General features: G+C 61.4%; 14 protein-coding genes. All 14 read left to right on the forward strand.

What is annotated here, in order from left to right:
• The first annotated feature begins 226 nt into the window (after positions 1–226).
• The 14 genes from H1S03_RS02300 to H1S03_RS02365 all read left to right on the forward strand — a co-directional run bounded on the left by H1S03_RS02300 (position 227) and on the right by H1S03_RS02365 (position 14,112).
• Positions 227–1,228, forward strand: a complete 1,002-nt coding sequence (locus H1S03_RS02300) for a DctP family TRAP transporter solute-binding subunit (RefSeq protein ID WP_166190840.1) — start codon at positions 227–229, stop codon at positions 1,226–1,228.
• Positions 1,229–1,371: 143 nt separating this feature from the next.
• Positions 1,372–2,073 carry a TRAP transporter small permease gene (locus tag H1S03_RS02305; protein WP_185802953.1) on the forward strand — a complete coding sequence of 234 codons (702 nt, stop codon included), beginning with the start codon at positions 1,372–1,374 and terminating at the stop codon, positions 2,071–2,073.
• Positions 2,073–3,470: a TRAP transporter large permease gene (locus H1S03_RS02310; RefSeq protein WP_185802954.1), complete on the forward strand. Its 1,398-nt coding sequence runs from the start codon at positions 2,073–2,075 to the stop codon at positions 3,468–3,470. Before H1S03_RS02305 ends, H1S03_RS02310 begins: the two co-directional genes overlap by 1 nt.
• A gap of 228 nt (positions 3,471–3,698) precedes the next feature.
• The gene (locus H1S03_RS02315; protein WP_185802955.1) at positions 3,699–4,442 is read left to right on the forward strand and encodes an IclR family transcriptional regulator; all 744 of its coding nucleotides are present in this window, start codon (positions 3,699–3,701) and stop codon (positions 4,440–4,442) included.
• Positions 4,439–5,212 (forward strand): enoyl-CoA hydratase/isomerase family protein, encoded by a 774-nt coding sequence (locus tag H1S03_RS02320; RefSeq protein ID WP_185802956.1) that lies wholly within the window; start codon positions 4,439–4,441, stop codon positions 5,210–5,212. Before H1S03_RS02315 ends, H1S03_RS02320 begins: the two co-directional genes overlap by 4 nt.
• The gene (locus tag H1S03_RS02325) at positions 5,209–6,831 is read left to right on the forward strand and encodes an acyl-CoA mutase large subunit family protein (RefSeq protein ID WP_221892559.1); all 1,623 of its coding nucleotides are present in this window, start codon (positions 5,209–5,211) and stop codon (positions 6,829–6,831) included. The genes H1S03_RS02320 and H1S03_RS02325 overlap by 4 nt, the downstream gene beginning before the upstream one ends.
• Before the next feature lie 4 nt (positions 6,832–6,835).
• On the forward strand, positions 6,836–7,231 hold the full coding sequence (locus tag H1S03_RS02330; RefSeq protein WP_166190853.1) for a cobalamin B12-binding domain-containing protein: 396 nt from the start codon (positions 6,836–6,838) through the stop codon (positions 7,229–7,231).
• Positions 7,228–8,373, forward strand: coding sequence for a CaiB/BaiF CoA transferase family protein (locus H1S03_RS02335; protein WP_185802958.1), 1,146 nt, complete (start codon positions 7,228–7,230; stop codon positions 8,371–8,373). Before H1S03_RS02330 ends, H1S03_RS02335 begins: the two co-directional genes overlap by 4 nt.
• Positions 8,366–9,247 carry an ArgK/MeaB family GTPase gene (locus H1S03_RS02340; protein WP_185802959.1) on the forward strand — a complete coding sequence of 294 codons (882 nt, stop codon included), beginning with the start codon at positions 8,366–8,368 and terminating at the stop codon, positions 9,245–9,247. Before H1S03_RS02335 ends, H1S03_RS02340 begins: the two co-directional genes overlap by 8 nt.
• Before the next feature lie 25 nt (positions 9,248–9,272).
• Complete coding sequence (locus H1S03_RS02345; protein ID WP_185802960.1) at positions 9,273–10,244, forward strand: TAXI family TRAP transporter solute-binding subunit; 972 nt, start codon at positions 9,273–9,275, stop codon at positions 10,242–10,244.
• A 4-nt stretch (positions 10,245–10,248) separates the two neighbouring features.
• Positions 10,249–12,180 (forward strand): TRAP transporter fused permease subunit, encoded by a 1,932-nt coding sequence (locus H1S03_RS02350; protein ID WP_185802961.1) that lies wholly within the window; start codon positions 10,249–10,251, stop codon positions 12,178–12,180.
• Between the two features lie 345 nt (positions 12,181–12,525).
• Positions 12,526–13,359 (forward strand): helix-turn-helix domain-containing protein, encoded by an 834-nt coding sequence (locus tag H1S03_RS02355; RefSeq protein WP_185802962.1) that lies wholly within the window; start codon positions 12,526–12,528, stop codon positions 13,357–13,359.
• Between the two features lie 28 nt (positions 13,360–13,387).
• Positions 13,388–13,747 carry a hypothetical protein gene (locus H1S03_RS02360; RefSeq protein WP_185802963.1) on the forward strand — a complete coding sequence of 120 codons (360 nt, stop codon included), beginning with the start codon at positions 13,388–13,390 and terminating at the stop codon, positions 13,745–13,747.
• Complete coding sequence (locus H1S03_RS02365; protein WP_185802964.1) at positions 13,744–14,112, forward strand: hypothetical protein; 369 nt, start codon at positions 13,744–13,746, stop codon at positions 14,110–14,112. Before H1S03_RS02360 ends, H1S03_RS02365 begins: the two co-directional genes overlap by 4 nt.
• Positions 14,113–14,293 lie beyond the last annotated feature (181 nt).

Raw genomic sequence — 14,293 nt, forward strand, 5'->3', positions numbered from 1 at the left:
TACGCGACGACGATATGGCCTCCAGCGTGGTGCCATACCGCTCGCGCGCGCGTGATGCGTATTCCGATAACCGGGCACGGTGTCAACGGCAAAAAGTTGCACCGAAGGGTGTATGATCTGTTGACGCGGACCCTTGCAATGGTGCCCGATTGCGCCATGAGCCCTGCGGGGTTCGGAAGCATGGCGCGGGACGCGTCGGCATACATATGTATCTGGGAGAATGACCATGAAACTTCTTATGACTGCCGCGATGTTCGCGGCGACCGCATTGACCGCTCTGCCTGCGCTGGCCAGCTGCGAAGAGGGTGAGTTGGTCATCAAGTTCAGTCACGTCACCAACACCGACCGTCACCCCAAGGGCATCGCCGCCACCGAACTGGCCGAGCGTGTGAACGCCGAGATGGACGGAACCGCCTGCATGGAAGTCTTCCCCAACAGCCAGCTCTATACCGATGAGCAGGTTCTGGAGGCGATGTTGCAGGGCGACGTTCAGATGGCCGCGCCCTCGCTGTCGCTGTTCGAAAGCTTTACCCGCCAGTACCGGATCTTCGATCTGCCGTTCATGTTCAACAACATCTCCGCCGTGGATGAATTCCAGAACTCCGATGCCGGTCAGGCGATGAAGGAAGTCATGATCCGTCGCGGCATTCGTGGTCTGGAATTCTGGCACAACGGCATGAAGCAGATGTCTGCGAACATCCCGCTGGAGCTGCCGACCGATGCGTCCGGCCTCAAATTCCGCGTCCAGCCTTCTGAAGTGCTCGTCGCGCAGATGGAGGCACTGGATGCCTCGCCGCAGCCTATGGCCTTCGCTGAAGTTTATGGCGCGTTGCAGACCGGTGTTGTCGATGGTCAGGAGAACACCTGGTCCAACATCTACGGTCAGAAGTTCTTCGAGGTGCAGGACGGCATCACCGAAACCAACCACGGCGTGATCGACTATCTGGTCGTGACGTCCGAGGATTGGTGGCAGGGCCTGGATGCGGACGTGCGCGATCAGCTCGCGACCATCCTGAACGAGGTCACCGTCTCTCGCAACGCCGCATCCGAGGCCGTGAACCAGGAGGCCCGTCAGGCCATCATCGACGCCGGCGGCACCGTGCGCAGCCTGACGCCCGAGCAGCGGACCGCATGGGTCGATGCGATGAAGCCCGTGTGGGAGCAGTTCGTGGCCGATGTCGGTCAGGAAAACATTGATGCCGCACAGGAAATCAACTCCCGCCACTGATGCGGGGAGCCACGCGCCCGGCGCGTGGTTCTGACGAAGCGGGAGCGGTTCTGACGGGCCGCTCCCGTTATTTTGCCTTGTGGACTCGCCTGTCGTGGCGGCATCCCGGTCTATCGAAAGCCCGGTCTATCGAAAGGATGAGCATGAACAGCGTGGCCCCCCCGCATCGCGGACGTCTAGGCGGCTTTTTCGGTGCGTTTGAAGAAAACGTCATTGCCCTGATCCTCGCCCTGATGACGGCGATGACATTCCTCAACGTCGTGCTGCGATACGGATTCTCTTCTTCGATCCTTTGGGGGCCGGAGGTGGTGGAGTATCTCTTTGCCTGGCTGGTTCTGTTTGGCATGAGCTATTGCGTGAAGATCACGGCGCATCTGGGCGTCGATGCGCTGACATCCCTGTTGCCGGCACGCGGCCAGCGGATCACAGCGTTGATCGCCGCCATCTTCTGTCTGATCTATGCCGGACTGCTGATGAAGGGTGCTTGGGATTACTGGGCGCCGTTCGCGAACCTGGATCAGACGACCGGCCGCTGGTTCCCCACGGGGCTGGACGAAAACACCCGCGAAAACGGCTGGTACGAAACGCGGTTCGTTCCGATGCCCGACCTGCTGCGGTTCGTCGAGGGGTGGTTGCTGTATGACGGCGATCCACCCTTTCAAAAGCTGCCGCGCGCCATCCCGTATCTGATCCTGCCTCTGGGCGTCGCCCTGCTGTTGTTCCGCCTGATCCAGGCGACCATCGCCATCGTTCGCGGCACTTCGTCGAGCCTGATCGTCAGTCATGAGGCTGAAGAAGCCGTAGAGCAAGCGGCAGACAAACTGGCCCGCGAGGAGCGTACATAATGGAAGTCGTCGTCCTGTTTCTGTGCGTCATCACATTGCTGGCTATCGGTGTGCCGATCGCGGTCGCCTTGGGCCTGTCCTCGATCCTGTTTCTGCTGGTCTTGGGGGACACGTCGCTCGCCTCGATCGCGCAATCCCTGTTTCAGGCGATGGCGGGGCATTCCACATTGCTGGCGATCCCGTTCTTCATTCTGGCATCCTCGTTCATGTCCACCGGGGGCGTGGCGCAGCGGATCATTCGGTTTTCCATCGCATGTGTCGGTCATATGCGCGGCGGGCTGGCCATCGCGGGGGTTCTGGCCTGCATGATCTTCGCGGCGCTGTCGGGATCCTCACCTGCCACTGTTGTCGCCATCGGCTCCATCGTTATCGCCGCCATGCAGAAGGTCGGCTACACCAAGGAGTTCGCCGCCGGCGTGATCTGCAACGCGGGAACGCTGGGCATTCTGATCCCTCCATCCATCGTGATGGTGGTCTATGCCTCCGCGACGGATGTATCGGTGGGGCGGATGTTCCTGGCGGGCGTGATCCCGGGCCTGTTGGCTGGCACCATGCTGATGATCGCGATTTACGTCGTGGCCCGTATCAAGGACATGCCGAAGGGTGAGTGGAACGGCTGGAGCGAGATATGGAACAGCTTCGTCGATGCGTTCTGGGGCCTGTTGCTGATCGTCATCATCATGGTGGGCATCTACGGGATTCCCGGATTTACCGGCGCGATTTTCACCCCGACGGAGGCCGCCGCCGTGGCCGCGGTCTATGCATTCCTGGTCGCGTGCTTCATCTATCGCGACATGGGGCCGCTGGCCGAGACTGAGGATGGACAGCCGCGTTCATCCGTGATGCACAAGCCGCAGGCGCTGCTGACATCGTTCGTTCACGCCGACACGCGGCGCGTTCTGCTGGATGCGGGCAAGCTGACCATCACGCTGATGTTCATCATCGCCAATGCCATGATCCTCAAGCATGTGCTGACCGACGAGCAGATCCCGCAACGGATTTCGGAATCCATGTTGAGCATGGGGCTGGGTCCGATCACCTTCCTGATCATGGTCAACGTGATCCTGCTGATCGGCGGTCAGTTCATGGAGCCGTCGGGCCTGCTGGTGATCGTGGCACCGCTGGTGTTCCCGATTGCCATCGAACTGGGCATCGACCCGATCCATCTGGGGATCATTATGGTCGTGAACATGGAGATCGGAATGATCACCCCTCCGGTGGGACTGAACCTGTTCGTCACGTCCGGCGTCGCCCGCATGCCGATGATGGGGGTGGTCAAGGCCGCGTTGCCGTTCCTGCTGGTTCTGTTCGTCTTTCTGATCATCGTCACATATGTGCCGTGGATTTCCACCTGGCTGCCCACATCACGCATGGGGCCGGAGATCATCACGAACTGAGGCTTTCGACCTCGACGAAAGGGGGGGCGGTCGCGCATGCGGCCGCCCTTTTTCGTTTGTGGGGCGATTGCAGCTTTCCGTGCGCTGTCAGGCCCGCGCCTGCATCGAAAATCCGACTTTTCATTCACGATCTGACCCGCATCACGGGGGTGCTGCCTGTGGCTGCCGCATCGCCACCAGAATTTTTTATTTGACTCGATTCGATATATCGAAGAGTTTTTCTGTATTATGAATTTTGCCGATGCATCAAGCACCCGATCCGTACGCCTCTTTGAAGCCTTCGCCGCCGTTGGGGCGCCGCAGTCCCTCAGCGAGATTTCCAACTTGCTGGCGACGCCGCTCAGCACCTGCCACGGTTTGGTGAAGGCGCTTCAGAATGGCGGGTATCTCTATTCGAACAACGTGTCCCGGCGGCACTATCCCACCCGGCGGCTCCTGCAGATCGCGGAGACGATTGCCGCCAACGATCCGGTTCTGAAATATTTCGACGCTCACATGGCGGAGCTTCGCGATACGACGGAGGAGACCGTGATCCTGGGCACCTTGCAAAAGGATGCGGTCGTCTACCTGAACGTCGTCGAGAGCCCGCACTCCATCCGCTACAGCGCGCGGCCCGGCGATATGAAGCCGCTCCATTCGAGCGCTCTCGGCAAGCTGATGCTGGGCGAATCCGAGAAGAAGGTGCGGGAGGGTTTCCTGAAAACCCTGCCGCTCGACGCGGTCACGCAAAACACGCTGACCACGCCCGACGTTCTGCGCAGGGACCTCGAACAGTCGCGCGACCGGGGATTTTACATGACGCGCGGCGAGAACGTCTCGGAGGTTCTGGCGATGGCCGCCCCCGTGCGCATCGGAGGGGAGATTTACGGCGTCGTCGTCGCCGGTCCGATCGGACGCATGGAAAGCAAGCAGGCCGAAATCGAGGATGCGCTGACAACGGCCTGCACCCGCATCAGTGGAGATTTCGGATGAAGCGCCCTGTCGTTACCAGCCTGACCGATGGCGTCCTGCGAATCTGCATTGATCGCCCGGAAAAGCGCAACGCGCTGAGCATGGCGACGCTGGATGCAATCGCGGCCGCGTTCGACGAGGCAGCCGTGCATGAGGACCTCAGGGTCGCGGTCCTTACCGGGGCCGGGGACAAGAGTTTTGCCGCAGGCGGCGATCTGAAGGAGCTTTCCGCCGTCAAGGGTGAGGAGGCGGCGATTGCCATGGCCACCCACGCGAAGAAGGCGCTCACCGCCGTGCGCAACTTTCCCTTGCCGGTGATCGCAGCTCTGAATGGCGATGCGTTGGGGGGCGGGGCGGAGCTGGCCCTGGCCTGTGACATGCGGGTCGCTGCATCCCATGCGCGGATCGGGTTCATTCAGGGAAAGCTCGGCATCACGTCCGCCTGGGGCGGCGGCGCGGACCTGATGCGGCTGGTCGGAACGGGCTACGCTTTGCAGATGATGACCCGAATGGAGGTTCTGGACCCGGCGCAGGCCACCGGCATGGGCCTCTACAATGCCACCGCTGAGGATGGCGTATCGCTGGACGATGCGCTTGAGGCGTTCGTGGCACCGATGCGCGGACAATCGCCGCATGTGATGCGCTCCTTCAAGGCGATGGCCCTGCACCTGCGCCGGAACGACCGGGCCGAGATGGACCGACTGGAAACCGCGAATTTCGGTTTCGCCTGGGCGCACCCCGATCATGACAGGGCCGTGGACCGGCTGTTGAACAAAATGAAGCCCGCATGACCGCGGCAGTACAAACGGGAAGCGACAAGACAATGTCCGATCACCTATCGCATACGCCTTCGGGCATCGAAGTGCCGATCACCGTAACGGCCGAGATGGTCGGGAACCTGTCCGAAGGAAAACCGGGGCAGTTCCCATTCACGCGGGGCATCTTCGAAAACGGATACCGGGGCAGGCTCTGGACGATCCGGCAATATTCCGGGTTCGGCACGGCGGAATCCACGAACGAACGCTACCGGTTCCTGCTGGATCGCGGGCAGACCGGCCTGTCGGTCGCGCTCGATCTGCCAACGCAGTGCGGTTATGACCCGGATCACGAGATGGCCATGTCCGAGATCGGCAAGGTCGGCGTATCGTTGTCGACCCTGGCGGAGGCGGAGATCCTGTTCGACCAGATCGACCTTTCGAAGATCTCGACCTCTTTTACCATCAACGGCACCGCTGCGATCATCTATGCGATGTACCTCGCCGTGGCCGACAAGAAGGGCGTTCCGCGCGCGCAGCTGACCGGCACGATCCAGAACGACATCCTGAAGGAATATGTGGCCCGGGGCACATGGATTTTCCCGGTGCGCCCCTCCATGAGGCTGATCGCGGACTCGGTGCTCTACGCCAACGAGCAGACACCGCGCTTCAACCCGATTTCCATCGCGGGTGCGCATGTGCGCGACGCCGGCTCAACAGCGGCGGAGGAGATGGCCTACACGCTGGCGAACGGGCTTGCCTATGTTGACGAGTTCAACCGGCGTGGTGGAGATATCGAGAAGTTCGCCAAACGTCTCAGCTTCTTCTTCTACGTGCACATGGACCTTTTTGAAGAGGTCGCAAAGTTCCGCGCCGGGCGCAGGATGTGGGCGAAGATGCTGGCCGAACGCTACGGCGTTACAGATCAGAAGGCTTTGCAATTCCGCTTTGGCGTGGTGTGCGGGGGGTCTTCGCTGACGGCGGCGCAGCCCATGAACAACGTCGTCCGCGTCGGGGTTGAGACGATGGCGGCGGTGATGGGCGGGGCGCAGTCGATCTTTACCTGCGCCTTCGACGAGGCCTACCAGATCCCCACGGAGACGAGCGCCGAGATCGCCCTGCGCACGCAGCAGATCATAGCCGAGGAAAGCGGGGTGGCGCGCACCGTCGATCCGCTGGGCGGAAGCTATTACGTCGAGTGGCTGACCGATCAGATGGAAGAGATGATCGGTGAGATCATGGATGAGCTCGACGAATATGGCGGCGTCGTGAAGGCCATCGAGGACGGCTATCTGCAAGCCAAGGTCGCCGAGCGCGCGAAGGAGCGCAAGCAGGCGACGGACAGCGGCGCGCGCCCTGTGGTGGGCGTCAACGTCGGCACCCGCGCGCGCAACGAAAGCGACAAGGGTGAGATGTTCAGCCAGGACCCCGAGACGGTGAAGCAGGTTCTGGCAAAGCACGCGGCGACGCTCGAACGCCGCGATCAGGCTGAGGTGGACCGAGCGCTCGCCGCGCTGAGCGCCGCCGCCGCGACCGATACCGAAAACGTCATGCCGCATCTCGTCGAGTGCTGCCACGCCTACGCCACCGTCGGAGAGATGGTCGCATCGCTCAAGAAGGAATGGGGCGAATTCCAGGAACCCATAAGGTTTTGACATCATGACACTTGAAAAGAAACGCATCCTGATCGCCAAACCCGGCCTCGATGGTCACGACGTCGGTGCGAAGGTCATCGCGCTGGCCCTGCGCGACGCGGGGGCGGAGGTGATCTATACCGGATTGCGGCGCAGCCCGGAACAGATCGTGCGCATCGCCGTGGACGAGGATGTCGATATGCTTGGGCTGTCGATCCTGTCCGGCAGTCACAAGGAGCTTGCGGCATCCGTCATCGAGCGGTTGCGCATCGAGGACGCAGCCGACATCAAGGTCTTTGTCGGTGGCACGATCCCGGAGGAGGATTTCGAAACCCTTCGCGCCGCAGGGGTACGCGGCATCTATACCAGCGAAATGACCATCGAGTCCGTCATCGCGGAAATCGACAGTCAGCTTTCATGATGGTCGGGCCTCTGAAAGGCAGGACGATCATCGAGATAGGCCACATGCTGGCCGGTCCCTATTGTGGCATGCTTTTGTCCGATCTGGGCGCGCGGGTCATCAAGATCGAGTCGCCGGAGGGGGATATCGGGCGCAATATCGGGCCCCACGATGTGGCGGGACACAACACCTACTTTGCCTCGCTCAATCGCGGCAAGCAAAGCGTTACACTCGACCTCGCGTCGGATGCGGGCCGGGCAGGGCTGGCCAAACTGGTGGCGCAGGCGGACGGCCTCGTCACCAATCTGCGCCCGGCGGCGATCAAGAAGCTGGGTCTGACATATGACAGCCTGAAGGGGATCAATCCCACGCTCGCCTGTCTGGCACTGACGGGCTACGGCCTCGAAGGTCCATACGCGGATTCGCCCGCCTATGATTACGTCATACAGGCCATGACCGGCGTCATGCTTCTGACGGGCGACCCGGACGGCCCCCCGGTAAAGCCGGGCTATTCGGCGGTGGACAACTCAGCCGGGGTCATGGGCGCCCTCGGACTGGTCGCCAAGATGTTGGAGGGCCGGGGCGGGCAGGTTGACGTGTCGATGTACGACACGATGATGTCCCAGCTCAATTACCTCGGCAGCAGCTACCTCAACTCGGGCGACAAGTCGGCGCGCATCAAGGACGGTGCCCATCCCTATATCGTGCCCGCGCAGCTGTTTCCGACAAGCGACGGCTACGTCGTGCTCTTCATCACGCATGACAAGTTCTGGAAATTGTTCGCGGAATCCCTGAACGAGGCGGAATGGCTGACCGATCCGCGATTTGCGAAGATGGCCGGCCGATCCGCCAACCGCGATCTGGTCATTCCCGCGATCAGCGCGCGAATGCAGGAAAAGACCGCCGAGGAATGGGTGGAGCAACTTGCGCCCCTCGGGCTGGTCGTGGCCTCGATCCAGAGCTTTCCCGAGGCACTTGACGGACCGCTTACCGCATCGCGCGACATGGTGATCGAGATCCCCGTGGGCGATGAAAAACTGCGCCTCATCGGTAACGCCATCAAGATCTCGGGTGAGGTGCCGAGCTATCGCGCGCCACCCATGCTGGGGGAACACAACGCCGCGCTGCTTGGCGATGACGGGCAGGGGGGCGCAGATGAGTGACGCCCCGCCCCTCGACCGACGCAGGATATCGCGTGCCTTGACGCGGGTTGCCAACGCGCCGGTGGCGGAAGTGCTCGCAGCCATCGGTGACAGCAAGGTCCAACCGGCATTTCGCATCGGCATCACCGGCCCGCCGGGGGGCGGAAAATCATCGCTGATAAACGCGCTGGTTCAGGAGCGGCTGTCGCCCGGCACGCTGGACACGCTCGCCGTTCTGGCCATCGACCCTTCCAGTCCGGTCAGCGGTGGGGCGATCCTCGGGGATCGGATTCGGATGGATGCAATCGCGGATCTGCCGGGGCTCTATCTGCGCTCCCTGTCCAGCCGGGGCGCGCGCAACGGATTGTGCGACAACGTCGTCGATCTGCTGACGCTGCTGGAGGTTCAGGGCTTCGATGAAATCATCCTCGAAACGGTCGGGGTAGGACAATCCGAGGTCGCGGTGCATGAGGTCGTCGATACGCTGGTGGTGATCGTACCCCCGGATGCGGGCGATAGTGTGCAGACGATGAAATCGGGCATTCTGGAAATGGCGGATATCATCGTGGTGACCAAGGCGGACATGCCCGGCGCGCGGCGCATGGCATCGGACCTGTCTGCCGTGCTGAACGAGCGGAGCGGGCGCAGTGTTCCCGTCCTGCAAACGCAGGCTGACGGCCGTGGCGTGGCCGATCTTGACCGCGCGATCGACGCGCACCGAAACAGCATCGTGGAAAACCGAACTGAGGAAACGACGCGCGAAAGCCGTCGCCGGTATCACTTGCGGGCCCTTGCGGACCGCCAAGTGGAAGAAGCGCTGAGAGCGAATCCCGAGATAACAGAGGGAACGCTCAAGGCGTCGTACGACCGATTGCTCGCAACCTTGCGCGCATAACAAAATATAATGGGAGGAGACCATCATGACTACCACATTCAAGGGTTTGGCGCTAACCGCCGTCCTGTGTATCGGCGGTGCTGCGCAGGCGCAGGAACGGCTTACCATGGGGGCCACGCACAGCGCTTCGTCGTTCTATGCCTATCAGGTGGGGATCACGAACTACCTTAACTCCGCAGTGGAGGGGGTGAACATCAACGTTCGCGAACTCGGCGGTGCGGAAGTGTCGACCGAGGCGTTGCTGCGCGAGGAGGTCGACATGGGCATTTCCGTCACGTCGTCGGATTTCGCGGCGATGAACGGGATCGAACCTTTCCGTGGCGAAGCGGACAATCTGCGCACTCTGTACTATTTCGCGCCCCTGCCGCTGAACTTCGTCGTGGCGGCGGATGCCGGGATCGACAGTATCGACGCGCTTGAGGGTCAGGCCTTCAACCCGGGCGGGCGGGGCACTTCGACCGAACGGCAGGTCGAACAGATCATGGAAAGCATCGACGTCACGCCGGACTGGCTGCGTGCCGAGGGTGGCGATGCGCTGGACGCCTTCCAAAACGGCAGGGTCAGCGGTTTCGTCAAGGGTGGCAATCATCCCGACGGCTACATTCAGCAAGCTGCGACGGCCCGTGACATAATATTCCTGTCGCTCGACGAAGCACAGCGGAACGCCGCGATCGAGGCCTATCCCTTCTTCAGCGCGGCAAAGAGCACCCCGTCAGAGTTCTATGGCGAGACCGAGGGTGAGGTTAACTCGCTGCAAACGGCAATCGGGATCAACACGACCAGCGACCTTGACGAGGAGATCGCTTACCAGATCGCGAAGGCTGTGTTCTCCGAGGAAGGCAGGGAAGCAGCCGCCGAGGTCTATGCCCCGGCCAGAACCATCGACGCAGCCCAGTTGACCATAGATGCCGCGGTCGCGCCGTTGCATTCGGGCGTCGTACGCTACCTTGAGGAGGCGGGCTACACCGTTCCCGCAGACCTGAAAACGCAGGACTGATCCCGTGAGCGGGCCTGCAGCGAATGAGAAAACGCAAGCCGGGGTTTCCAAGCCCTGGATCTCTCCCGGGCGGGTGCTGCTGTGCATCGCGTCCGCCTGGGTGGTGTTTCACCTCGCCGCTGCGGGCTTCGGCATCGTCGGCAGTCACGTGTTGCGCAGCGTGCATCTGGGTGGGGCGATCATCCTCACCCTTGCCTACCAGCCCTTGCCGGGGCGCTGGCGACTGATAGACGCAGGCATCATTGCGTCTGTCATCGCCGCCACCCTCTATCTGGTGATCCGCAGCGATGCGATCCTGCTGTCGAACTGGTTCACCTATCTATGGCCTGAACGCATTCTGGGCACCGTGATGTTTCTCGCCCTGCTCGAAGGTGTGCGTCGCGCCTTGGGCTGGGGGTTCGTCGGCCTGATCCTGATCTTCGTCGGCTATGCGGTGCTCGGGCCGTGGATCCCGGGCGCCTTCGGTCACCGGGGGCTGTCATTCGACCGGCTGATTTTCAGCTTCTACCTGGGAAGCCAGGGTGTTGCCGGCATGTTGATAGGTATCTCGGCCGGTATCGTGGCACTGTTCCTGATTTTTGGAGAGATCCTGAACGCGAGCGGTGCGGGCAATACCTTCATCAATATCGCCCTGCGGCTGGGCGGCGGGTTCCGCGGCGGGGCCGGTATGGTCGCCGTGATCGGCAGTGCCTTCATGGGCATGATCAACGGCAGCGCGGTGGCGAATGTCGCGTCTACCGGCGTTCTGACCATTCCACTCATGCGCAGGCTGGGCTTTTCGCGCAACCTTGCGGGCTCGATCGAGGCGGTATCCTCCACCGGAGGACAGTTCATGCCGCCGATCATGGGGCCGGGTGCCTTCCTCATGGCGGAGCTGCTCGGCATCTCCTATCTGGATGTTGCGGTCGCCGCGCTGATCCCCTCGACGTTGTTCTATGTCGGATTGCTGCTGGCGGTCTGGCTCTTTGCGGGAAAGAACGGGCTGACACCGATTCCCGCTGACATGATCCCCAGCCGTGCCGTCGCCTACGCCCCGCTGGCCATGCTGACGTTGCTATTGCCGATCGGCACGCTGGTCGGACTCGTCGTCGCGCGGTTCACCGTGCAATATGCCGTGCTTTTCGCGATACTGATCGCGGGGCTGCTCTATCTGCTCCAGTCCTTGCCGCGTCGCAAGGCACAGGGTGAGGAATCAGCGGGGCCTGGACCGATTGTTGCGCTGGGGGCCGCGTTTGATCTGTCCGCACGCAACATCGCCTATGTGGGAATGATCATTGCAGCCGCGCAGATCATCGTCGCTGTAATCAACCTCACGGGGCTGGGTGTCACCCTGTCGCAGATCATCGTGAGCCTGGGGCAGAGCAACCTGATCCTGTCGCTCGTGCTGACGATGGGCGTGGCGATCCTGCTGGGGATGGGAATGCCGACGCCGGCTGCCTATGCTGTCGCGGCAGCCGTTCTGGGCCCGCCACTCGCGCGGTTGGGGTTGGAGATGTTGCCGGCCCATCTGTTCATCTACTATTTCGCCTGCCTCGCGGCCATTACGCCGCCCGTGGCTTCCGCGGTCTTCGCAGCCTGTGCGATCAGTCGGGGATCGGTCATTCCGACTGCCGGACACGCAATCCTGCTGTCGCTCAGCCTGTTCCTGGTTCCTTTTCTCTTCGTCATGGATCCGGTATTGCTGTTGCAGGGCAGTTTGTTCGCGATTGTTCTGGCCGTTATATCGAGCGTGCTGGGGGTGGCGACGCTGACCTTCGCGACCATCGGCTACCTCATGGCCCCAATCCCGCCCTTTGCCCGGATCATCCTGGGCGTGGCGGCCATGGCCTTGATCGTTCCTGGCTGGGTAAGCGATATCGTTGGGTTGACTGTGGCCTCGATCATTCTGGGCTTGCTGTTGACGGGCAAAGTCGGCGGACAAGACGCCGCCGCGTAGACCTTTGGACCAGTAATCCGGGATGCTAGGGGAGTTGCCGACGAAATCGCCTGCTATAGCGTCAACCGTTCGTGGAGACGTGGCAAGGCAGGGGCAACTTTAATGGCTTCTACACGGCTTTTGTACTGGCGATAATACCCAGCAAGCAAGCATAAAGCTAACCCATTGTTTTTAAATGGAGGCGAGTACCGGAATCGAACCGGTGTACACGGATTTGCAATCCACACACTTGCTGAATGATTTCAATGTGGAAGCCCCTAAAAGGTATCAGGACAAAGGCCGAACCGGCAGTGAACATGATACTGGTGCATTCCCGATCCTCCAAAGCCATTGGGGGGCACCGGCATGAGTATCAAGATCATGTCTCGGATCTGGGAATCGGGTGGCCTCAAGCCGACTGAGAAGCTCATTCTTCTGTCTCTGGCAGACCACGCGAACGACGATGGCGTCTGCTATCCGTCGCTAGCGCGGCTGGTGGCTAAAACCGGCCTGAGCGAGCGCGGGGCACAGAGTACGATTAAGAACCTTGAAGAGCGTGGCTGGCTGCAAATCGAACGAAATGCAGGTCCGCGCGGCTGCAATGTGTTCACGGTTTTGACCCCCGAACTGGATGCGGAACCCCCGCAGGAGGTGCGCCCCCGCAGGAGGTGCACCCCCGCAGGAGGTGCGCCTAACCCCCGCAGGAGGTGCACCCCTACCCCCGCAGGAGGTGCACCCGAACCGTCATTTAACCATCAGGAACCGGTTAAGAGTATACCACCACCACCACCTGTGGCTGGAACCGAGCGCGAGGAAATTCTGATTGCAGCCGGACACGATCCGACCGGACTGACGGCAACAGGTCGGATCGTCGGAAGTTCTGCTGAGATGATCGAAGTCCAGCGATGGCGGAACGACCTGAACCTGTCTCAAGCCGAGATTGTGACCATCGTTCAGGAAGTGGCCGCTCAGAAAGGCTACCAGCCGGTTTCCACCCTCAGATATTTCACACCGGCGATGCAGCGCTTCGCTGGCTCAAAGCACGCTGAAAAGCTCAACCCCACGAAACAAACTCAAACCAGAGGTAAACGCCATGAACGCCAATCTGCGAATGCTGCCCTCAATGAGCTTGAGAACCAGCTCTCTTCAGGACAGGCCTACGTCGACACTTCAGACCGCGATCCATTCGGCGGCCAATGACGGAAAGACGCTCAAGCGGACGCGCGCGGTGCTGGCCCTCTATTGGGAGCCCGACCTCGATGAGGCCACCCGGATCAACAGCTATGGCGAGTTCGTGCGGGCGCTGTCTCGCTTCCCCGAATGGGCCATGCAGAAGGCTTTCGACCGGTGGGTTGATACTCAAAGCCGGCGCCCCTCACCTGCGGATATCGCACACCTGGCATCTGTGGAGATCCTCGTTCTGCGCAGGGAGATCGATGCGCGGCGCGGTGGACCACCTGTGGCGCCTGTGCGTCGGAGGATGACGCCGGACCAGGCGCGAGCAGTCGTGCAGGATTGCGGGCTGCGCATGAACGAGTTCGGCAAGATCATCGGTCTGGGCGGCGATGACCTGGAGGAACGGGCATGACGATTCCGGTACTCGACACGGCGCAGTTTGACCGTCTGACCCGTGGGTCGCAGAAGCTATGGGGCCTCGACAGCATCGCCGCCGCAATCGGACTGGGTAAGGACGCAACCCGCCGTCTCGCCAGCGTGCACGGCGTCCCGATCTATCGACCTGTCGGAAGCAGCCAGTATTTCGCCCTGCGTGATGAACTCGCAGTCTGGCTTCGAACGTCGACCGTCAAATGCGCGGAGCCTGATGAGATCGAAGAGGCAATAACTCCCAAGCGCTATCGCGGTGGCGGGGTCAACCGATACGGCGGTCAACGGTCGGTTCAATCGTCCAGTGAACACAAGGGCGGGCAATCCGCAGGGACGAAATCCAAGTAAGCGATGCGTGGGGGGTGGTCCTGAACTTTCCGGGGTCGGCGGGGACCGGTCCGGGGTCCACATCTGCCGATAGTGTAGAATTGGAGTTTTTGAGGAAGATCAATAACTTGCCTACCATAACAACGAACACCAACGAATAGCAACGGTTCGCTAGCTTTTTGTTGAAATCAACATCGGCGAT

This window comes from Pontivivens nitratireducens (assembly GCF_014235845.1).
Taxonomy (GTDB): Bacteria; Pseudomonadota; Alphaproteobacteria; order Rhodobacterales; family Rhodobacteraceae; genus Pontivivens; species Pontivivens nitratireducens.

What these genes read in the sequence shown, in the direction of transcription:
- H1S03_RS02300 (WP_166190840.1), top strand. Translation starts at nt 227, where the DNA reads ATGAAACTTCTTATGACTGCCGCGATGTTCGCGGCGACCGCATTGACC.
- H1S03_RS02305 (WP_185802953.1), top strand. Translation starts at nt 1,372, where the DNA reads ATGAACAGCGTGGCCCCCCCGCATCGCGGACGTCTAGGCGGCTTTTTC.
- H1S03_RS02310 (WP_185802954.1), top strand. Translation starts at nt 2,073, where the DNA reads ATGGAAGTCGTCGTCCTGTTTCTGTGCGTCATCACATTGCTGGCTATC.
- H1S03_RS02315 (WP_185802955.1), top strand. Translation starts at nt 3,699, where the DNA reads ATGAATTTTGCCGATGCATCAAGCACCCGATCCGTACGCCTCTTTGAA.
- H1S03_RS02320 (WP_185802956.1), top strand. Translation starts at nt 4,439, where the DNA reads ATGAAGCGCCCTGTCGTTACCAGCCTGACCGATGGCGTCCTGCGAATC.
- H1S03_RS02325 (WP_221892559.1), top strand. Translation starts at nt 5,209, where the DNA reads ATGACCGCGGCAGTACAAACGGGAAGCGACAAGACAATGTCCGATCAC.
- H1S03_RS02330 (WP_166190853.1), top strand. Translation starts at nt 6,836, where the DNA reads ATGACACTTGAAAAGAAACGCATCCTGATCGCCAAACCCGGCCTCGAT.
- H1S03_RS02335 (WP_185802958.1), top strand. Translation starts at nt 7,228, where the DNA reads ATGATGGTCGGGCCTCTGAAAGGCAGGACGATCATCGAGATAGGCCAC.
- H1S03_RS02340 (WP_185802959.1), top strand. Translation starts at nt 8,366, where the DNA reads ATGAGTGACGCCCCGCCCCTCGACCGACGCAGGATATCGCGTGCCTTG.
- H1S03_RS02345 (WP_185802960.1), top strand. Translation starts at nt 9,273, where the DNA reads ATGACTACCACATTCAAGGGTTTGGCGCTAACCGCCGTCCTGTGTATC.
- H1S03_RS02355 (WP_185802962.1), top strand. Translation starts at nt 12,526, where the DNA reads ATGAGTATCAAGATCATGTCTCGGATCTGGGAATCGGGTGGCCTCAAG.
- H1S03_RS02365 (WP_185802964.1), top strand. Translation starts at nt 13,744, where the DNA reads ATGACGATTCCGGTACTCGACACGGCGCAGTTTGACCGTCTGACCCGT.